The 20363-nt window shown below is 66.1% G+C and carries 18 protein-coding genes; 12 read left to right on the forward strand and 6 right to left on the reverse strand.

Translation table 11 applies throughout. The annotated features are described in order from the left end of the window. Positions 1–19: 19 nt before the first annotated feature. From metX to FS507_RS12520, 3 genes are all read right to left on the reverse strand, one after another. Positions 20–1141, reverse strand: a complete 1122-nt coding sequence (gene metX, locus FS507_RS12510) for a homoserine O-acetyltransferase MetX (protein ID WP_145943120.1) — start codon at positions 1139–1141, stop codon at positions 20–22. 11 nt (positions 1142–1152) lie between these two features. Continuing rightward, positions 1153–2493, reverse strand: a complete 1341-nt coding sequence (locus tag FS507_RS12515; protein ID WP_145943121.1) for an O-acetylhomoserine/O-acetylserine sulfhydrylase — start codon at positions 2491–2493, stop codon at positions 1153–1155. Between the two features lie 158 nt (positions 2494–2651). After that, complete coding sequence (locus FS507_RS12520; protein ID WP_145943122.1) at positions 2652–4907, reverse strand: NADP-dependent isocitrate dehydrogenase; 2256 nt, start codon at positions 4905–4907, stop codon at positions 2652–2654. 508 nt (positions 4908–5415) lie between these two features. On the opposite strand from FS507_RS12520, the gene FS507_RS12525 reads away from it, so the two are divergent. Next, positions 5416–6588, forward strand: coding sequence for an MFS transporter (locus tag FS507_RS12525; RefSeq protein WP_145943170.1), 1173 nt, complete (start codon positions 5416–5418; stop codon positions 6586–6588). A 10-nt stretch (positions 6589–6598) separates the two neighbouring features. Then, on the forward strand, positions 6599–7567 hold the full coding sequence (locus FS507_RS12530) for an exodeoxyribonuclease III (RefSeq protein WP_145943123.1): 969 nt from the start codon (positions 6599–6601) through the stop codon (positions 7565–7567). Here the strand turns inward: FS507_RS12530 and FS507_RS12535 are convergent. Further along, positions 7516–8472 carry a hypothetical protein gene (locus tag FS507_RS12535; RefSeq protein ID WP_145943124.1) on the reverse strand — a complete coding sequence of 319 codons (957 nt, stop codon included), beginning with the start codon at positions 8470–8472 and terminating at the stop codon, positions 7516–7518. The two genes, FS507_RS12530 and FS507_RS12535, sit on opposite strands and share 52 nt — an antisense overlap. Positions 8473–8543: 71 nt before the next feature. Between FS507_RS12535 and FS507_RS12540 the strand changes: the two genes are divergently transcribed. From FS507_RS12540 to yhjD, 3 genes are all read left to right on the forward strand, one after another. Then, positions 8544–9440, forward strand: a complete 897-nt coding sequence (locus FS507_RS12540) for a LysR family transcriptional regulator (RefSeq protein WP_145943125.1) — start codon at positions 8544–8546, stop codon at positions 9438–9440. Positions 9441–9451: 11 nt separating this feature from the next. Next, on the forward strand, positions 9452–10468 hold the full coding sequence (gene trpS, locus FS507_RS12545) for a tryptophan--tRNA ligase (protein ID WP_075811187.1): 1017 nt from the start codon (positions 9452–9454) through the stop codon (positions 10466–10468). Positions 10469–10576: 108 nt separating this feature from the next. Continuing rightward, on the forward strand, positions 10577–11668 hold the full coding sequence (gene yhjD, locus FS507_RS12550; protein ID WP_145943126.1) for an inner membrane protein YhjD: 1092 nt from the start codon (positions 10577–10579) through the stop codon (positions 11666–11668). Between the two features lie 12 nt (positions 11669–11680). Here the strand turns inward: yhjD and FS507_RS12555 are convergent, their stop codons facing one another. Next, entirely contained in the window at positions 11681–13012 is a 1332-nt protein-coding gene (locus FS507_RS12555; RefSeq protein WP_260853402.1) for a D-alanyl-D-alanine carboxypeptidase family protein, read from the reverse strand. A gap of 72 nt (positions 13013–13084) precedes the next feature. Here FS507_RS12555 and FS507_RS12560 point away from each other — a divergent pair, with 72 nt between their 5' ends. Beyond that, complete coding sequence (locus tag FS507_RS12560) at positions 13085–14416, forward strand: adenosine deaminase (protein ID WP_145943127.1); 1332 nt, start codon at positions 13085–13087, stop codon at positions 14414–14416. 5 nt (positions 14417–14421) lie between these two features. On the opposite strand, the gene FS507_RS12565 is transcribed toward FS507_RS12560, so the two are convergent. Then, the gene (locus FS507_RS12565; protein ID WP_145943128.1) at positions 14422–15069 is read right to left on the reverse strand and encodes a LiaF domain-containing protein; all 648 of its coding nucleotides are present in this window, start codon (positions 15067–15069) and stop codon (positions 14422–14424) included. A 320-nt stretch (positions 15070–15389) separates the two neighbouring features. Between FS507_RS12565 and FS507_RS12570 the strand changes: the two genes are divergently transcribed. The 6 genes from FS507_RS12570 to FS507_RS12595 all read left to right on the forward strand — a co-directional run bounded on the left by FS507_RS12570 (position 15390) and on the right by FS507_RS12595 (position 20361). After that, positions 15390–16091: a hypothetical protein gene (locus FS507_RS12570; protein WP_222121429.1), complete on the forward strand. Its 702-nt coding sequence runs from the start codon at positions 15390–15392 to the stop codon at positions 16089–16091. Continuing rightward, positions 16091–16654: a hypothetical protein gene (locus FS507_RS12575; protein ID WP_145943130.1), complete on the forward strand. Its 564-nt coding sequence runs from the start codon at positions 16091–16093 to the stop codon at positions 16652–16654. The genes FS507_RS12570 and FS507_RS12575 overlap by 1 nt, the downstream gene beginning before the upstream one ends. Before the next feature lie 195 nt (positions 16655–16849). Next, on the forward strand, positions 16850–17851 hold the full coding sequence (locus tag FS507_RS12580) for a substrate-binding domain-containing protein (RefSeq protein ID WP_145943172.1): 1002 nt from the start codon (positions 16850–16852) through the stop codon (positions 17849–17851). After that, positions 17848–18855 (forward strand): ABC transporter permease, encoded by a 1008-nt coding sequence (locus FS507_RS12585; RefSeq protein ID WP_145943131.1) that lies wholly within the window; start codon positions 17848–17850, stop codon positions 18853–18855. Before FS507_RS12580 ends, FS507_RS12585 begins: the two co-directional genes overlap by 4 nt. Next, the gene (locus FS507_RS12590; protein WP_145943132.1) at positions 18852–19628 is read left to right on the forward strand and encodes an ATP-binding cassette domain-containing protein; all 777 of its coding nucleotides are present in this window, start codon (positions 18852–18854) and stop codon (positions 19626–19628) included. Before FS507_RS12585 ends, FS507_RS12590 begins: the two co-directional genes overlap by 4 nt. A gap of 13 nt (positions 19629–19641) precedes the next feature. Next, positions 19642–20361 carry a hypothetical protein gene (locus FS507_RS12595; RefSeq protein ID WP_186314679.1) on the forward strand — a complete coding sequence of 240 codons (720 nt, stop codon included), beginning with the start codon at positions 19642–19644 and terminating at the stop codon, positions 20359–20361. Positions 20362–20363 lie beyond the last annotated feature (2 nt).

The raw sequence follows: 20363 nt of genomic DNA on the forward strand, positions 1-20363 counted from the left end.
AACAGCCCGGGTTGGCGGTCTACCGCTGCGCCAGCAACGCCGCCTTGGTGAGGAACTTGTCGAGGATGATCGTCATCTGACGCGTCTCTGTCAGGAAGCCGTCGTGGCCGGTGGGGGAGGTGATCTTCGACAGGCCGATGAAGTCCCCGAGATTGCGGGACAGGTGTTCCTGCTGGTGGTACGGGTAGAGGATGTCCGTGTCGATGCCAGCGACCATGGTCGGGACCTGGGAGGACCCCAGTACGGCATTCATGCCGCCACGTCCGCGTCCGACATCGTGGCGGTTCAGGGCGTCGGTGAGGGTCACGTAACTGCCGGCGTCGAACCGGGCCTCCAGTTTCTCGGCCTGGCGGTCGAGGTAGCTCTCCACGGCGAAACGCTCCGTGGGGGAGTGGTAGGGGCCGTACGGGTTCTCGCCCGGCTGGGGATCGGTGGAGAAACGCTCGTCGAGTTCCAGCTCACCACGGTAGGTCAGGTGGGCGATACGGCGGGCCTGGCCGAGGCCGTGGGACGGGATGTTCCCGGAGTCGTGGTAGTCGCCGTTCTGCCAGCAGGGGTCGGCGGTGATGAAGCGGATCTGGGCGGACTGGATCCCGATCTGCCAGGCCGAGGCGCGGGCGGAGACGGCGACCGGGAGGGCGGCCTCCACCACCTCGGGGTACATGATCGTCCACTCCAGGACACGTGCGCCGCCCATCGACGCACCGACCACGCCGCGGATCTGGCGGATCCCCAGCACGTCGATGAGAAGTGTCTTCTCCGCGGCGACGAGGTCGCGGATCGACAGTGCGGGGAAACGGGACCCCCAGTGGCCGCCGTCCGGGTGAGTGGAGGACGGGCCGGTGGAGCCCTGGCAGCCGCCCAGACAGTTGGCGCAGAGCACCAGGTAGCGCTCGGTGTCGAGTGCCAGACCGGGGCCGATGATGCCCGCCCACCAGTCATCGGCGTTGCCGTCGGCGGTCAGTGCGTGCTCGATGACGATGACGGGCCGGGCGACCGCTTCCTCCGCGCTGCCCTCGTACCAGGCGAACAGACGTAACTCCGTGCCTGGGATGTCCACCCCCGCCTCGGTGGTGAAGGTGCCGATGGGCACGGTGACGGACGAGTGGGACGCGGGGAGGGACCGGGGGTCGATGGTCATGGACGCCGACCTCAGCTGATGGTGTCGAAGCCGAGCTGGAGGTCGGCGAGGATGTCCTCGATGTCCTCGATGCCGACGGACAGGCGGACGGTGGCGAGGTTCACGCCGGCCCGTGCCAGCCCCTTCTGGTCGGACTGCGAGTGGGTGGTCGTCGCCGGGTGGACGACGAGGGAGCGGACGTCACCGACGTTGGCCAGGTTGGAGTGCAGCTTCAGTGCGTCGATGAAGGCCCAGGCCTTCTCGCGTGCCTCGTCGGACCAGACGTCGTCGACGGCGAGGTCGAAGGAGAGCACCGAGCCGGGGTACTCCAGGCCGAGCTTCTCCTTGGTGGCGTACCAGGGGGAGTCCGGGAGGCCGGCGTAGTTCACCGTGGCGACGGCCGTGTTCTCGGCGAGGGAGCCGGCGACGATCTCGGCGTTCTCGTTGTGCTTGCGTACGCGCAGAGCGAGGGTGTCCAGACCCTGTATGGTGACCCAGGCGTTGAACGCCGAGATGGCGGCGCCGGTGTCACGCAGCAGGCCGACGCGGGCCTTCAGCCCGAAGGCGGCGGCACCGAGGTCGGCGTACTTCAGACCGTGGTAGGCGGGGTCGGGGGTGACGAACGAGGGGAAGACCGGCTCACCGTCGCGCTCCACGGTCCAGTCGAAGGACCCGCCGTCGACGAGGATGCCGCCGAGTCCGGAGCCGTTACCGGTGTAGAACTTCGTCAACGAGGCGACGACGATGTCCGCGCCGAGCTCCAGGGGACGTACCAGGGCGGCGGTGGCGATGGTGTTGTCCACGATGAGCGGGACGTTGTTGCGGTGCGCGACTTCGGCGACCGCCGGGATGTCCAGGACGTCGGCCTGGGGGTTGGCGAAGGTCTCGCCGTAGAAGGCCTTGGTGTTCGGCTGCACGGCGGCCTGCCAGGAGTCGAGGTCGTCGGGATCCTCGACGAAGGTGACCTCGATGCCGAGGCGGGCGAGCGTGACGCCGAACAGGGTCTCCGTGCCACCGTAGAGACGGGGGGAGGTGACGATGTGGTCACCGGCGCCGGCGAGGTTGAAGATCGCGGCGGTCTCGGCAGCCTGGCCGGAGGCGAAGGCCACGGCGTGGACGCCGCCCTCCAGGGAACCGATGCGGTTCTCGAGGGCTTCCTGTGTGGGGTTGGTCAGCCGGCTGTACACCGGGCCGAGGTCCTCGAGGGCGAAGCGCTGCTTGGCGTGCTCGGCGGAATCGAAGACATAGGAGGTGGTGAGGTAGATCGGCTGGTTGCGGGCGCCGGTGTCGGAGTCCACGGTCTGTCCCGCGTGGACGGCGCGGGAGGCGAATCCCCAGGAGGCGGAGTCGGAGTTGTCGTACCTGGTGCTCATCTGTGGTGGTCCCTTCGGGAGGTTGGGTGTCGTTTCGCTGGGAACACGATAACCCACCGGAGGGGTAGCGGCAAACAGCTCGGTCTACTTTGAAGCAAAGGTGCAGTTCGTGACCCTTGTTCTCGGTAGACCGAGCTGTTCAGTGGTGGAGTGGAATGTCAGGAGTTCCGCGACGTGAGGCCGTCGATCACGGCGTTGAAGGTGGCGGACGGGCGCATGACCTTCGTGGTCTTCTCCTCGTCCAGCCAGTAGTAGCCGCCGAGGTCGGCGGAGGAGCCCTGACCGCCGCGCATCTCCTTCTTGACGGTCTCGTACTTCTCCTCCAGTTCCTGGGCGACCGGCGCGAAGATCTCGGCGAGCTCCGGATCGTCGGTCTGCTTGGAGAGGTTGAGGGCCCAGTAGCGGGCCAGCCAGTAGTGGCTGCCACGGTTGTCGATCTCACCGACGACGCGGGCAGGGGAGAGGTCCTCGTTGAGGATCCGCTCGGTGGCGGCATCCAGTGCGTCGGCCAGGATCGGGGTCCGGGGGTTGTTGTCGGTCTCAGCGAGCTTGCGCAGCGACTCGGCCAGTGCGAGGAACTCACCCAGGGAATCCCAGCGCAGGTAGTCCTCCTCGATGAGCTGCTGGACGTGCTTCGGTGCGGATCCGCCGGCACCGGTCTCGAACAGCCCGCCGCCGGCGATCAGCGGCACGATGGAGAGCATCTTGGCGCTGGTGCCCAGTTCCATGATCGGGAAGAGGTCGGTGAGGTAGTCACGCAGGACGTTGCCGGACACGGAGATGGTGTCCTCGCCGGCACGGATGCGGTCGACCGAGAGCTGGCACGCTTCGACGGGGGAGAGGATGCGCAGGTCCAGGCCCTCGGTGTCACCGACGAGCTCGGAGTCCTTGAGGTACTCCTCGACCTTCGCGGTCATGTTGCGGTCGTGGGCACGCTCTGGGTCGAGCCAGAAGACGGCCGGTGCCCCGGTGTCACGGGCGCGGCTGACGGCCAGCTTCACCCAGTCACGGATCGGCACGTCCTTGGCCTGGCAGGCGCGCCAGATGTCGCCGGGGGCGACGGTGTGAGACATCAGCACCTCGCCGGAGGAGTCGACGACCTCGACGGTGCCCTCGGACTCGATCTTGAAGGTCTTGTCGTGGGAGCCGTACTCCTCGGCCTTCTGGGCCATCAGACCGACGTTCGGGACGGTGCCCATTGTCGTCGGGTCGAAGGCGCCGTTCTTCCGGCAGTCCTCGATGACCGTCTGGAACACCCCGGCGTAGGAGGAGTCCGGGATGACCGCGAGGGCGTCCTGCTCCTGGTCGTCCTTGTTCCACATGTGTCCGCCGCTGCGGATCATGGCGGGCATGGATGCGTCGACGATGATGTCGGAGGGGACGTGCAGGCCGGTGATGCCCTTGTGGGAGTTGACCATGGCCAGGTCGGGGCCGTCCTCCAGGCCCTTGTCGAAGGCCGCGCGGATCTCGGACGCCAGGTCGGCGCCGATCTCGTCGGCGTAGTCCTCGAGGCCGGAGTAGATGGCGGCGAGGCCGTTCTCCCCGTTGAGTCCCTTGGAGAACAGGGTGTCGCCGTACTTCTCGAAGACGTCGGAGAAGTAGGCCCGCACCACGTGGCCGAAGATGATCGGGTCGGAGACCTTCATCATCGTGGCCTTGAGGTGTGCGGAGAACAGGACGCCCTCCTCTTTCGCACGGGCCACCTGGTCCTTCAGGAAGGCGTCGAGATCCCGGGCACGCAGGACGGTGGCGTCGACGATCTCCTTGTCCAGGACCTTCAGCCCGTCCTTCAGAACGGTGGTCTCCCCGTCTGCACCGACGAGACGGATGGTGAGGGTGTCGTCGCCGTCGATGACGACGGACTGCTCGTTGTGGCGGAAGTCGCCGTCGGACATGGTGGCGACGTTGGTCTTCGAGTCGGCGCTCCACTCGCCCATGCGGTGCGGGTGCTTCCGGGCGAAGTTCTTGACGGCCTTCGGGGCACGACGGTCGGAGTTGCCTTCACGCAGGACCGGGTTCACGGCGGACCCCTTGACGGAGTCGTAACGGGCGCGGGCGTCCTTCTCCTCGTCCGTGGAGGGCTCGTCCGGGTAGTCCGGAAGGTCGTAACCGTGCTCCTGGAGCTCGCGGACGGCGGCCTTGAGCTGGGGGACCGACGCGGAGATATTCGGGAGCTTGATGATGTTCGCGTCCGGCTTCTTGGTCAGCTCGCCGAGCTCCGCGAGTGCGTCGTGGACCCGCTGTCCCTCGGGCAGGACGTCGTTGAACGCGGAGAGGATACGCGCTGCCAGGGAGATGTCCCGGGTTTCGACGGCGACGCCGGTGGTGGAGGCGAACGCCTCGATAACGGGCTTCAACGAGTATGTCGCGAGTAGCGGGGCTTCGTCAGTTCGGGTGTAGATGATCTTGGCCATGGGCCGGTGTCTCCCTCTTCAATAGTCAGTGCAGCGTCGCGTCGAGCGTCCCCTCGTGAGGGCCGTAGACGGGCGCACCTGCGATTATTCGTCTCGTTCTCTGGTGATGCCTTCGTGTGGAAGGGTGCCGCTCGGGCATCTACTATCGCGATAATACGGCAATGCCGGTTGCTCTGACGGTCGCGGGGCGGCGGATACCCTACACCCGGGGATAGACCGTTATCCGGATATCAGTGAAATCTTCCGGAATAAATCAGGTCGCGTCCGGGAATAGAACTGAATCGATACCGGTTGGCCTCTCCTGTGGCAGGTGCCGACCGGCCCGGCTACACCGAACCGACGACCGACCGACGACCGACCCAGAACCGACACCGAACCAGCGAGGAGCCCGCACGTGACTGAATCACCCACCGGGACCACCACACGACTGCAACGCCTGGCGGACCTCCCCCGTCCGGCCCGTCCGTCCCGCCGGCCCAGCCGACGCCCGCTGCCCCGGCAGACGGAGATGGGCCGTCGTCGGCGCCCGATCGCCATCCTCATGCTCGCCCTCGGCGGCTTCGGCATCGGGACGACCGAGTTCGTGGCGATGGGGTTGCTCAACTACATCGCCGACGACTTCTCGATCAGTGAGGCCACCGCCGGCCACGTGATCACCGCCTACGCCCTCGGCGTGGTCGTGGGGGCTCCCGTGATCACGGCGTTCACCGGGTCGATGCCCCGGCGACGGCTCGTCCTGATCCTCATGGGCGCCTTCACCGTGGGTAACGCCCTCAGTGTGCTGGCCGGCTCCTACGGACTGCTGATGTTGTCCCGGTTCATCGCCGGTATCCCCCACGGCGCCTACTTCGCCGCTGCCGCACTGATCGCCGCGTCCATGGCGGACGCCGGACAGCGGGGCCGTGCCGTCGCGCAGGTCTCCATGGGACTGTCGGTGGCGACGGTGGCCGGCGTGCCCGCTGCCCAGTGGGTCGGCCAGACGCTGGGCTGGAATGCGGCCTTCGCCGTGGTCGCCCTGATCGGCCTGGTCACCCTGATCGGCCTGTGGTACTCGTTGCCGCACATGACCCAGATGCCTGCCACCCGTCCGATGACGGAACTCAGCGCACTGGTCAACCCCCAGGTAATGCTCACGTTGCTGCTCGGCACCGTCGGCTTCGGCGGCATGTTCTGTGTCTACACCTACATCTCCTGGACGATGACCGAGCGCGCCGGTTTCCCGGAGGGCCTCATGTGGCTGGTCCTCATGGTCTACGGCGTCGGCATGGTCGCCGGAACCTTCGTCGGCGGCCGACTGGCCGACATCAACGTGGAGGGGTCCATCTTCGGCGCCCTGGTCGCCATGGTGGTGATGCTCGGCGCGTTCTACTTCACCAGCACCAGTGCACCGCTGGCGATCGTGAACTTCGGTCTGGTCGCGATGTCCGGCTCGGTGATGACGATCAACCTGCAGACCCGGCTGATGGACGTCGCCGGACAGGCGCAGAATCTCGCGGCGTCGATGAACCACTCGGCGTTGAACCTGGCGAACGCCGCCGGCGCTGCGGTCGGTGGCGCCGTGATCAGCGCGGGCTACTCGTACTCGGCACCGGCGCTGGCAGGCGTGGGCATGGCACTGTGCGGCATCGTGGTGTTCATCCCGACGTACCTGCTTCGGCGCAGGAGCGAGGCGCGCCGCTAGTCTGGACCGCATGACTGTCACTGTCGCCACCGTCAACGTCAACGGCATCCGTGCCGCAGCCAAGGTCCGCAACGAGGACAACCACGGGATCCTGCCGTGGTTGGAGAGCACCCCTGCGGACGTGGTGCTGCTGCAGGAGGTGCGTGCCACCCCCGACCAGACCGAGAAGGCACTGGCTCCGGCCCTGGAAGCCGGGTGGAACCTGGTGCAGGCCGAGGCCGCGGCCAAGGGGCGCGCGGGTGTGGCGATCCTGTCGCGTCACGGCATCGAGGACGTCCAGGTCGGCTTCGGGGAGGGGTTCAGCACCGAGTTCGACGACGCCGGCCGTTACATCGAGGCGTCCACCGCCGGACTCCGGGTCGCGAGCGTCTACCTGCCGTCCGGGGCCGAGGGCACGGCCAAGCAGGACGAGAAGTTCCGGTTCCTCGACATCTTCGGGCCGTACCTCGACCAGCAGGCCGGGGTACATGAGCAGATGGTCGTCGGGGGAGACTGGAACATCTGCCACCGCCGCCAGGACCTGAAGAACTGGCGTCCGAACCGGAAGAAGTCAGGGTACCTGCCGGCGGAGCGGGCGTTCATGGATTCGGTGTTCGGCACCTTCCCTGACGAGTCCACGCAGATCGGTGACCCGACGGACGCCGGTCGTACCGGCAACCCCGGCGGGACGCCGTCGGATTTCTTCGGCGCGGTGGACTACACGCCCGGTGACGTGGCTGCCCGGCGGTTGGACGACGGGGCGACGGGGGAGCCCCGGTGGTTCGACGCGCTGCGCCGGCTGCACCCGGACGAGGACGGTCCCTACTCCTGGTGGACGTGGCGCGGCAAGGCCTTCGACACCGGCGCCGGGTGGCGTATCGACTACCAGGCGGCGACATCGGCGTTGATGGAGCGCGTGGAGTCCGCGTGGGTGGACCGGGCCGAGCACTACGACCTGCGCTGGAGCGACCATTCGCCGGTGCTGGTCACGTACCGCTGACAGAGCGCCCCGACCAGCCCCGCAGTTGCCAGCGTGACGTGCAGGACCAGCAGGACGAGGAGTGCCACGCTGACCCCGTCCAACCAGCCGGCACCGGTACTGAGGGACAGTTGGTGGGTGCCCAGACTGCAGGTGCCGACGGGGAAGGTGGCGGACCACCATGCCGGGCTGTAGGTCGCCGCAGACACGGCGGGGGAGGTCCGTAGCAGAGTCCCCCAGTGGTTCCAGAGGGCCCACAGTGCGGCGGGGACGCCGACGGCGAGCATGACGGCGGCGTACGTCCGGCCTGCGTCGGTGAGGGTGGTCCCGTCGGTGAGCAGCAGGGCCGCCGTGCTGCTCTGGCCGACGATGCCGAGGGGGATCCACGTCGTCGCCGCGGCAGGGGGTTCCGGGCGCCGTCCTGCCGTGAGGTAGATGAGGAGGAAGGCGGGGACCCCGGTGACCAGGGATGCAGCGAAGCAGAGCACGCCGGGGAGCGGGTGTCCGAGCTGGGCGGCGTTGGTCGCCGCCACCATCGGGGTGACCAGGGCCAGAGTCGCGGGAAAAGTACGTGGCAGCGTACCCCGGACGAGTCTCGCAGCCTGAGGGGTGAAGACGATGACGGAGGCGACCGTCCCGACGACCCAGGTGACCTGGTGAACGCCGACCAGTCCGAGGGTGCTGTCGGCCGCGGAGCCGAGAGCGAGGACCCCCATGGTGACCATCGACCAGGGAGGGAGGTCCGTCGTCAGCCAACTCCGTCCGCCGGTGGCCAGGACCAGCAGGACGACGCCGGCCAGGACGGTCACGACGCCACCGGCGGACGTCCCCACGTGTGTCCCCGTCATGGACGCGGTGATGGAGGTGCCCATCAGCGCACCTGCCCAGGCGGGGCCGGGCGGCGGGAGTTCGGTGGTGGTGTCCATGAGCCTGACCGTAGACGGCTGTCGTCGTAGACCGGGATAACGGAGCAGGTGGAAAGGGGTACAGTGACTGTATGTACCCTCACGTCCCGCAGGTCGACCAACTCGCCACGCTCGTGGCCGTGGATGAGCGACGCAGTATCGCCGCGGCGGCTCGTGACCTGGGGCTGAGCCAGCAGACGGTGAGTGCGCGGGTGGCCGCGGCGGAGAAGACACTCGGGGTCGCGGTCTTCCGGCGGGGAGTGGGGGGATCAGAGCCGACAGAGCGGGGGCGGGTCGTGTTGACGGCGGCCCGGGACCTGCTCAGTGCCGCGGGAGAGTTCTCCCGCGCTGTCACGACGGCGACACAACCGGATGCGGTCCGTCCGCTGCCCGTCGCCGTCTCCAATACGATCGCGGAGCTGTACTTCCCCTCCTGGGCGGCGCGGTTCCACCGGGAGAACCCGACGGTCCGTCTGCAGCTGCGCTCCCGCAACAGCACAGAGGTGTGTGACGCCGTGGCGGGTGGGGAGTGTGTGCTGGGATTCGTCGAAGGGGCCGAGGTGTCCCACGGCCTGGCGTCCGACGTGGTGGGGGTCGACGACCTGATACTGGTGGTTCCTCCGACACACCCGTGGGCCGGCTCCGAGGTGGACGCCGGGCAGCTGCGGCGAACCCCGCTGGTCACCCGGGAGCGGGGGTCCGGAAGCCGCGAGATCGTGGAGGCCACCCTGGGGACGATCGCCGAACCGGCGGGGGAGTTCGGGTCGTTGTCGGCCCAGCGGGCGGCAGTGACCGGGATGGGCGAGCCGACGGTCATCGCGGCGCGCGCGGTGGAGACGCAGGTGTCGTCCGGCGACCTCGTGCGTGTCCCCGTGAAAGGGGTGACGTTCCGCCGGCTGCTGCGCGCGGTCTATCCCCGGGGACGTCCGCTGGGGGTGAGCGACCCGGATGCCGAGGCACTGCTCCGGATCGCCAAACTGCCCGGGTAACATGACGTTCCATGAGTGATGAAGCACAGATCAAGCGCGTCCTGTCCGGCATCCAGCCTACGGCGGACTCCTACCACCTCGGGAACTACCTGGGCGCGGTCAAGCAGTGGATCGAGCTGCAGGACGGGTACGACGCGTTCTACTTCATCCCCAACCTGCACGCGATCACCGTGGACCAGGACCCGAAGGAACTGAAGGAGCGCACGCTGGCCGGCGTGGCGCAGCTGTTGGCGCTGGGTATCGACCCGGAGAAGTCCACGATCTTCGTGCAGTCCCAGGTTCCGCAGCATGCCGAGCTGGCGTGGGTGCTGACCTGCCTCACCGGTTTCGGTGAGGCGTCGCGGATGACGCAGTTCAAGGACAAGTCCGCCAAGCGCGGTGCGGAGCGGACCTCTGCGGGCCTGTTCATGTATCCGATGCTCATGGCCGCGGATATCCTGCTCTACCGTCCGCAGTTGGTGCCGGTGGGTGAGGACCAGCGCCAGCACCTGGAGTTGACCCGCAACCTGGCCGAGCGCTTCAACGCCCGTTTCGGTGAGACGTTCGTGGTGCCCGACGGGTTCATCCCGCAGGGCGCGGCGAAGATCTACGATCTGCAGGATCCGACGTCGAAGATGAGCAAGTCCGGGGACAACCCGAAGGGCATCGTGAACCTGTTGGACGAACCGAAGACGTCCGCGAAGCGGATCAAGTCGGCGGTGACGGACAACGACGGCGAGATCCGGTACGACCGGGACGAGAAGCCGGGGGTGTCGAACCTGCTGGTGATCCAGTCTGCCCTGACCGGACGTAGCGTGGATGAGATCGTGGCCGACTACCAGGCTGCAGGCGCGCAGTACGGCGCGTTGAAAGTGGACACCGCGGATGCGCTGCAAGCCTTCACCACCCCGCTCAAGGCCCGGTACGACGAGTACATGTCCGACCCGGCGGAGCTGAAGCGAATCCTGGACCGTGGAGCGGAGAAGGCGTCTGTGGTGGCGGAATCCGTGGTCGCCGACGTGTACGACAAGATGGGTCTGCTGCGGTAGGGGAGAATCCCACGGCGCGTACTGCAAATGAACTAGGGTAGGGTCCCACGATCCCACTGTGCGCAGTGGGGTATTGACTATGAAGAGACACACAAGAGGAGTCCTCTGATGGCTCGCACGATCACCGCCTCCGACCGGGACAAGTTGGACGACCACGGCATTGAGCGGTCCACCGACGACTCCCCGGGGGCGATCGACCGCTACCGGGACAAGTGGCCCTGGTTCGACCACGTGATGCGCATGAACGAGCGCTACACCGAGCAGGGCGGCAACAACTTCGCCGCCGGCATCACCTACTTCTCCGTCCTGTCGATCTTCCCTCTGATCATGCTCGGTTTCGCGACCGTCGCCATGGTGGTTGCCGGCAACCAGGAACTGATCGACAAGATCACGGAGACCGTCACCGATTCCGCCGGGGGCGAGCTTGGCGACACCCTCAACGACATCATCATGCAGGCGATCGACCAACGCGGCAGCGTCTTCGGTATCGGTCTTGTGCTGGCGCTGTGGACCGGCCTCGGGTGGATGAAGAACCTGCGTATCGGTGTGTCCAACATGTGGAAGACCCCGGGACAGGCCGACAACTTCATCAAGGGAAAGATCAGCGACCTGATCGGTCTGATCGGTCTCCTGCTGGCACTCGTCGTCGCTTTCGCCGTGACCGCCTTCGGTGGCGGTGGTTTCACCAGCAGTGTCCTCGAGACCATCGGGCTGGGCGACATCCCCGGTATCCGCATTCTCACCTGGCTGGTGGCACTGGTCGTCGCTCTCATCGCGAACTGGATCGTCTTCTTCTGGTTGATGCTCTACCTGCCGCGCACCCGTGTGCCGCGTCCGGCGGCGGCACGCGCCGCCGTGATCGGTGCCCTGGCTTTCGAGGTGATCAAGCAGATCGCGACCATCGTCTTCTCCAATGCGCTGTCGAATCCGGCTGGCGCAGCCTTTGGCCCGGTGATCGGCGTGATGGTCGTGCTCTACCTCGTGTGGCGCGTCACGCTATACCTTGCGGCATGGACTGCGACCACCCCCGAGGCTCTGGCAGCGATGGTCCCCGAGGCGCCGCCGGCCGCAGTGATCCGCGTGCGCCAGGAGGTCCGCCCCGGTGCCCGCAACATCAGCACCGCTGGACTGGTCGGCCTGGGAACCGCTGTCGGTGCGACTGCGGCCGGTCTGCTCGGCAAGGCTTTCCGCCGGAAGTAGGGGACCGCCGGCCTACCGACGGCGGAAGCGTGCTGCCCCTGCCGCAAGCCCGACCAGCAGCAGGACGGCGACACCCGCGCCGATGACGGCACGCATGTCGATACCGTCTGCGTCGGAGGTGTCCCGGTCAGCGACGTCGGACGCCCGGGGCTGCCTTGCGCCGTCGTCACTGTCGTCCCCCGCGTCCTCCAGAGCATTGTCGTCCGGGACATCAAGCGTGCCGATACTTGCGTCAGCGGGGGCCTCGAACGCCGCGTCGAGGACGGCACTGGCCTGTTCCGCGGGGCGTCCGGCGGCAATCGTGGAGTTCAACAGCACCATGCCCAGCGTCCGGCCGTCCCGCTCCGCGGCGACCGAGAACGTGTGCCGCGCATTGTCGGTGAAGCCGGTCTTGCCGCCGATGGTGCCGGGGTAGTTGAACAGCATCTCGTTGTCACTGGAGAGCTCGAACCCGTCCATGTCACCGTAGCCGGGAAAATCCATTGTCTCCTCCCCGAGCAGTTCCCGGACGTCCTCGCGTTGGAAAGCCGCCCGGTAGATCAACGCCATGTCGTAGGCGGTCGTCTGCACGCCGGGGCTGTCGAGACCGTGCACGGTCATCACCCTGGTCGCCCGTGTGCCCAGGGAGTCGGCGAGGTCCTGCATCCGCTTCACCGTCTCGTCCTGGCCGCCCATGGCTTCTGCGAGCGCGATGGCGGCGTCGTTTCCCGACCGCATGACGAGACCGAGCAGCAGTTCGCGCGCTGTGTACCGTCCGCCCGGCCCGACGCCGACCTGTGAACCGTCGATGGCCACCGCTTCGTCACTGACGGGCACGACCTGATCGAGGTCGAGTTCATCCAGTGCGGTCATCACCAGCAGTGCCTTGATGATGGAGGCGGGACGGTAGAGCCCGTACGGGTCCTTCGCCGCCAGGACGTCCCCAGTGTCGACATCGTAGACGAGGTAGCTGCCGAGACTGAGGCGGTCGGGGACCTCCATGCCGGGTGCCGAGACCGGGGCACAAGCGTCGAGTGCTTCGCCGCCGGGGCCCGGATGGTCCACGGGAATGGGCGCAGGAGCGTCCTCACCGTCGGACGGCAGCGCGTCATCGTCGAAGGCCGAGGGCAGGTCATCGGCGAAGGGGCAGTCGTCGGTGTCGAGGAAACGGTCGTCCGGTAACGGTGCTCCCGGGTCCGCTGTCAGGGGGAGCCAGTCATCCTTCTCGACGGTGTTCAGGCCGGTCTCTGCGACAGCTGGTGCGGTGAGGGGGCCGGTGAGGCCTATCGTCAACATTGTCGCGAGGGCAGTGGCCAGTGCCGGGGCTCGGAGCGTCCGGCGCCGGGGGAGAGTGTGTGCAGTCATCAGTTGTCAGAGTCTATCGGTAGTGGGGTCCGCCACGGACAGGAACCGGGAGCAGCGGTATCGTGGGGCACCATGACCGACAGCGAATTCAGCGAGACCGAAGCCACCTCCACCGTTGACCCGGACGTCGTCCGGCGTCTTCCCAAGGTGGAGCTCCACGACCACCTGGACGGCGGTCTCCGACCGCAGACCATCATCGACATCGCCGCGGAGACTGGGTATGACGGACTGCCGACGACCGATGCCACGGAGCTGGAGAAGTGGTTCTTCGACGCCGCCAACTCCGGTGACCTGCCCACCTACCTCACCACGTTCGACCACACCACCGCCGTGATGCAGACGCGGGACTCACTGGTGCGCGTGACCCGCGAGGCCGTCGAGGATCTCGCGGCCGACGGTGTGTGTTACGCCGAGCTGCGCTTCGCCCCCGAACAGCACCAGGCCAAGGGGCTGAGTCTGCAGGAGGTCGTTGATGCGACCGTGCAGGGCGTCAAGGAGGGGGAGCGTGTTGTCTCCGAACGTGGCGGGCGGATCCACGTCCGGCTGCTGATGTGCGCCATGCGGCACGCCGACCGTGCCGCCGAGATCGCCCAGTTGACCGTCGACAACCACGGCGAGCACACTCCGGGCGAAGGGTACGTCGTCGGTTTCGACATCGCCGGCGCGGAGGACGGCTTCCCACCGTCGAACCACGTCGAAGCATTCCGGATCCTGCGCGAGAACCTTGTGCCGGTCACCGTCCACGCCGGTGAGGCAGCCGGGGCGGAGTCCATCGCCGACGGGCTGCGCCAGGGTGCGGTACGCATCGGACACGGCGTGCGCATCTACGAGGACCTGGACGCGACGATGAATGGCATCGAGCTCGGTGAGGTCGCCAAGTTCATCCGGGACCGTCGTATCCCGTTGGAGATCTGCCCGACGTCCAACACCCAGACCGGGGTCTGCGACACCGTCGCCGACCACCCGTTCAACCTTCTCTACGAGCTGGGGTTCACCTGCACGGTGAACACGGACAACCGTCTGGTGTCCGGATGCACGATGACCGGGGAGATGCTGGCCCTGGCGGAGAACTTCGACCTGGAGTACTGGCAGTTCCTGGAGCTGACCACGAACGCCCTGGACAACGCTTTCTGCGACCAGCCGCTGCGGGAGTCCCTGGAACGCGAGGTCATCTACCCGGCCTACGCCGAACTGGGCGGAACGTTGAGCTCGGGTGAGGGAGACTCCGAGGGACTAGGCGAACTCCACGGCGACCACGGGCATGCGCACGGCGCCGGTGTCGAGGAGGTGCAGTTGTCGATGGAGAACCTGCGGGCTGAGCTCGCGGAGCTGGGCCTGAGCCTCGATGACGAGGACGAGGATGCTGAGGATCCCGAAGGTTCCGAGGAGCAGGAAGAGAAGTAGCAGGTCTAGCCGGAGAGCCAGTCCCACCAGCTCTTCTTCAGGGGGACGCCCGGTTCGGCGACGGTGATCTTCAGGTCGCCGAACGTGGTGTGGCCGGTGAGGACGATGACGGGGGCTCCAGGGCTGAGGCGGGGGCCCTGATCGGCTTTGACGTCGCCGAAGACAAGTGACATCCGGTTCTCTACCCGGATTCCGGGCGGGACCGTGATCCTCACGTCCCCGAATATCGAGGTCACGTTGAGGGTTGTCGTCGGGGCGGACAGCGATGCCTCGCGGAGGTCGAGGTGAACGTCGCCGAACAGCAGGAAGAAGCTCTCATGTGTCGCCAGCTGCATGTCACCACCACGCTTGAGGTCACCGAACCACAACGTCTGCGACGGGGAGCTGATCTGGGGGACAGCCTGGGCGCGTGAGAACTCCGGCACCGGAGTGGCTGCCTTGGCTGCGAGTTCCTCGATGTCCCGTCGGCCGTTGTTCCCCATGACGAGGGTCTCGAGTCGCTCAAACCGTGCGACGTCGGTGGTGGACCATACTTCCTCACTGAGTTCGGAGAACTCCGTGAGGTCGATTCGCCCCTGCCCGACAGCGAGCGTCAGGGCGTCGCTGAGTCGGTGTCGGCGCTCGTCAGGGATGCGGTCGGGGAGGTGGTTCATGGGTCTCAGGATACGTCAAACGGTTTGGGCGGTGAACGGGGACTGCTCCCCGGAGCGGTGTGATAGAGCTGCAACAGTGGACAGAATCGAAGCTGCAGGATTCAGTGACGGTTTCGAAAGGACTATCCATGACTACTCCTCCACCCGGACGTTGGAAGCGGACAGACGAGTCGTCCCAACCTCCGCTACAGGCCTCGAACAAGGTCCCAGGTGCTTCGAGCGCTCCAGAAGCAGAGCCATCTCCGCAGAAGTGGACGAGGCGCACTGAGGAAGAGAACGGTGTCATCAAGATTCCGAGCTCTTTGTCCCATAAGCCCGTTGTGCGGGAGGAGCAGTTGCCGTCAACTGCGGAAACACGTGCAGTGTGGAGGTCTGCTCCAGATGAAAGGTTCTCCGATCTGGGCGTTCGTACTGATCACTCGGAGCGGGAAACTTGGCGCACCCAGGCTGCTGATGCCAGGCATGTCTGGGCGCAGGGCAACACCCCTGAATCTCAGTCGGGCTTCGGAAGCGGCCAGGTTGTGGAGATATTGGGGACGAGGGTCACCCCGCCGGTGGTTGGGGGCGTCCTCGCGGTGATGTCGTTGGTCTCGCTTCTCACTCTCTGCGGTAAATGGTTGAATGTGGAGCCAGATGCTGCAGTGGAGTTCCTCAGTGGGATGGCAGGTTTCTCCATTAATGGTTTCGGCTTCGCTTCCGGACTGGGAGAGGGGAGCGGTTTCCTTTGCGTGATGGCATTGACGTCCCTTCTTCCCCTGGTTTTCGCATCAGTACAGGCTTTTCGTAGGCCGCTGGCGCGCCGTGTCCCGTTGGCTTTGTTGATATCGGGAATTATGCACCTCCTGACCGTGGCTATATTCGTTGTTGTGGCTCAAGTTGGAAATGATGATTTCACCTACGAAGACTACGGGAGAATGGCTGGGATCACCTTGGCTGGGGGCTGGTATATCGGACTGATTATCGGTATTCTTCTGACTATTTCTGGCGTCATCTACATGCGGACCCGAAAGAAGATCAGCTGATGAACATTGGGAAGGATTTTCAGAGGAACTCTTTTGTGAAAGCTGTCAATTGGAGCGCAGGAGTTGTCATCGTAGCAGTGGCATTTCCGGTAGCATCCTGCGGTAATGGAGATGTGGACGATAGCAGCAATTCCAGTGTGGTCCTTACCTCACTCGAGCCGACAGGAGGTAGTGAAATCACGCCCGACGACCCCAGTCCGACAGTTGCCACCGGGGATGTAACCGGAGACGGCGACGTAGTCCAGAGCGATGAACCTACTGAGGACAGCTCCGATGATCTGAAGGCATTGGCGGAAGAATTGTTGTCGGATGAAGACGTTAACCAACAGAATGAGGGACGTGGCTCCATCGATGGTCGGGCAGTGGAACCCGGGTACCAGGAGCGGTATCCAAGTGATCCGATGGACAACCCGACAACTGGCGTGACACGGACGCTCAACATCCCTGGTGAGAAATGCATGGACAGCGAGCTTGGGGAAGTGCGTGAACACCGGGGCGAACCGGTGACGTGTGCGAATGTCGGTGACGGTCCACAGTGGGTGCAGGGTGAACCATATTGGTAGAGGTATCGGCCGAGGTGAGGGGTACCTCAGCGTAGGGTGCCGAAAGAATCGGGCGGCCGTCCACGAGTACGTGGGCTCGGTCGTCCGCCGCAGGTAGACCCACCTGAACCGATCAACTGGATCGGTAAAGCCCCAGGTCAGCCGGTTTGACTTAACCGCTTCAGACGCATTGACTAGCGGTTTGTGACTTTCAAGATGCACCTCCGCACCGTCCTGACCGCCGCCGTGACGGTCGTCGGACTGACCACCGCCCTCGCGGCCGCCGGGTGCTCCGCCACCGGCGGTGCACCCCGCGCCTCCGACGGGGAAGGAGGCGGAGGAACCGTGGACACCCCGCGCTACGTGGTGTCCATGATCAGCCACGGCGCCCCCGGCGACACCTTCTGGGACCTGGTGCGCAAGGGTGCCGAAGACGCGGCCCGCAAGGACAACATCGAGCTGCGCTACAGCTCGGACCCGCAGGCGCCCAACCAGGCCAGCCTCGTCCAGTCCGCCATCGACTCCGACGTCGACGGCATCGCGGTCACCATGCCGAACGCCAACGCCATCGGGCCGGCGGCCCAGCGCGCCGTGGACGCGGACATCCCCGTCGTCGGTCTGAACGCCGGCATGGAGGACTACGAGGACTACGGGCTCACGGGTTTCTTCGGCCAGGAGGAGGGCGTCGCCGGGGAGAAAGCCGGAGAACGCCTGCAGGAAGAGGGGGCGAAGAAGGCCCTCTGCGTGATCCACGAACAGGGAAACTCCTCACAGGAGGCGCGGTGCGACGGCATCCGTAAGGGGCTGAGCGGCGGCTCCGTGGAGATCCTCTACGTCAACGGCCAGGACCTCACCTCGGTGAAGTCCACCGTGCAGTCCAAACTCGCCCAGGACAGTTCCATCGACTGGGTCATGGGCCTGGTCACCCCGGTCTCCCTCGTCGTCGCCGACGCGGCCGAGACGACAGGCGCGGACGTGAACATCGGGACCTTCGACACCAACGCCGAACTGGTCCCGGCCATCCAGAATGGGCGAATCAGCTTCGCCGTCGACCAGCAGCCCTACCTGCAGGGGTACATGGCCGTGGACGCGCTCTGGCTCGCCAAGCGCAACGGGACCACCGTCGGTGGCGGGCGCCCCGTCTACACCGGTCCCAGCTTCGTCGACGAGAGCAACATCGACACCATCGCCGACGCCGCGAAGGAGGGACTGCGATGACGGCGACGGGTTCGCGGGTCACCGGCCTCCTGCGCCGTCCCGAGTTCGCCAGCCTCATCGGCGCGGTGGCGATCTTCATCCTCTTCCTCGTCGTCGCACCGAGTTTCCGCTCGATGGACGCCGTCGCCACCGTCCTCTACACGTCCTCGACGCTGGGCATCGTGGCCCTGGCTGTCGGGCTGCTGATGATCGGCGACGAGTTCGACCTCTCCACCGGTGTCGCGGTGACCACCACCGCCCTGGCGGCGACGATGATCGCCTACAACTTCCACCTGCAGACCTGGGTCGGCTCACTGCTTGCGCTGGCCATCGCCCTGGCCATCGGGTTCTTCAACGGATGGATGGTCACCCGCACCGGGATCCCCAGCTTCCTGATCACCCTGGCGACATTCCTCATGCTGCAGGGACTCAATCTGGCGGTCACCAAACTCGTCAACGACCAGGTCGCCACTCCGGTGATCTCCGACATGCAGGGCTACGAGTTCTGCCGTCGCCTCTTCGCCGGCTCGCTGACGGTCTTCGGCGTGACCATCCAGGTCACGGTCTTCTGGTGGATCCTCTTCGTCGCGGTCGCCAGCTGGGTACTGTTCAAGACCCGCTTCGGCAACTGGATCTTCGCCGTCGGCGGGGACAAGGATGCCGCCCGTGCTGTCGGTGTGCCCGTGGACCGCGTGAAGATCATCCTGTTCATGACCGTCGCCGCATCCTGCTGGTTCGTCGGTCAGCACAACCTGTACCAGTTCGACTCCATCCAGGCCGGCCAGGGCGTGGGCAATGAGTTCCTCTACATCATCGCCGCCGTCGTCGGTGGCTGCGCGATGACCGGCGGCAAGGGTACGGCGGTCGGAACCGCCATCGGTGCGTTGATCTTCGGCATGACCAACCAGGGCATCGTCTACGCCGGGTGGAACCCCGACTGGTTCAAGTTCTTCCTCGGCGGCGTCCTGCTTCTCGCGGTACTCGCCAACAACTCCTTCTCGAAATACTCGGAGGCCCGACAGTGACTACTCGCGAGACCACCCCCGTGATCGAGCTCCGCGGTGTCGGCAAGAGCTACGGCAGCTTCCGCGCGCTGGACGACATCAGCCTGTCCGTCCAGGAGGGCCACGTCACCTGCGTCCTCGGGGACAACGGTGCCGGAAAATCCACGCTGATCAAGACGCTGGCGGGGCTGCATCCTCCGACGGACGGTGAGATCCTCGTCGACGGCGAGCCTGTCGCCTTCGCCAACCCCCGCGACGCCCTGAACCACGGCATCGCCACGGTCTACCAGGACCTCGCCGTGGTCGGGCCGATGCCCGTGTGGCGGAACTTCTTCCTCGGCCAGGAGATGACCGGACGGTTCGGTGCCCTCCGGGAGGCGGAGATGCGTGACATCACCGCCGACCGCCTGCAGCGTATGGGGGTGGACCTGAAGGACGTGTCGGTCCCCATCGCGTCGCTGTCCGGCGGGCAACGCCAGGTGGTCGCCATCGCCCGTGCCGTCTACTTCGGCGCCCGGGTGCTCATCCTCGACGAACCCACCGCCGCCCTCGGGGTGAAGCAGTCCGGCATGGTGCTGCGGTTCATCGCCGCGGCCCGTGACGAGGGCATCGGCGTCATCCTGATCACCCACAACCCGCACCACGCACATCTGGTGGGTGACCATTTCGTCCTGCTCAACCTCGGTCGCCGGGTGCTCGACGCAGCGCGGGAGGACGTGACACTGGAGCAGCTGACCCTGGAGATGGCCGGGGGCGGGGAACTCGATTCTCTGGCGCACGAGCTCGAACGCTAGGAAGATGTCCGGTATGACGCTTCGCCGCCCGTTCCCCGGTCTGTTCCCCGGCCAGGTCCTCATCGACGACCAGATCGGCCACCATGTCGCGCTCAACCCCGGCCAGTCGCTCACCCTCGGGCGTGCGGCGGACTTCCCCCTCGGCCTGGACGATGAATTCATGCACCGGCAGTTCCTGCAGGTCTGGGACTCCGACGGCACCTGGATGATCACCAACCGGGGTGGACGGCTGAGCGCCAACATCCAGCCGCGGGCGGAGAACTCGTTCAGCCAGAGCCGGTTGGGCCCCGCCGCCAGCCTGCCGCTGCCGTTGGGGGAGTCCGCGGTCGTGTTCGCCACGTCGGTGACGACCTATGAACTCGACTTCACGGTCGCCGCGACACTGCGTCCGCCGACGGGGAGTGTCGGCGCCGAGCGTCTCGACGGTGCCCCGATGACCGTCGGGGAGCTCATCCTCAACGATGAGCAGATCGACCTGTTGCGTGCGTTGGCGGCACCCCTGCTCCGCCGACCAGGGACCGACCTGTCCGAAGTGCCGACGGTGCGGGACCTCGAACAGACATTGGGCTGGTCACAGAAGAAAGTGAACACCAAGATCGACTACCTCTCCAAGGTTCTCGAGGGGAGCGGTGTCACCGGATTCTCGGCACGGAGCGGCAATGCCCCCACCCGACGACTTGCCCTTGCCAGGTATGCTCAGGAAAACTACTGGTCCCTGAGAAAACAGCCATAGGG

Origin of the sequence: Corynebacterium glyciniphilum AJ 3170, assembly GCF_007673095.1 — a bacterium.
Taxonomy (GTDB): Bacteria; Actinomycetota; Actinomycetes; order Mycobacteriales; family Mycobacteriaceae; genus Corynebacterium.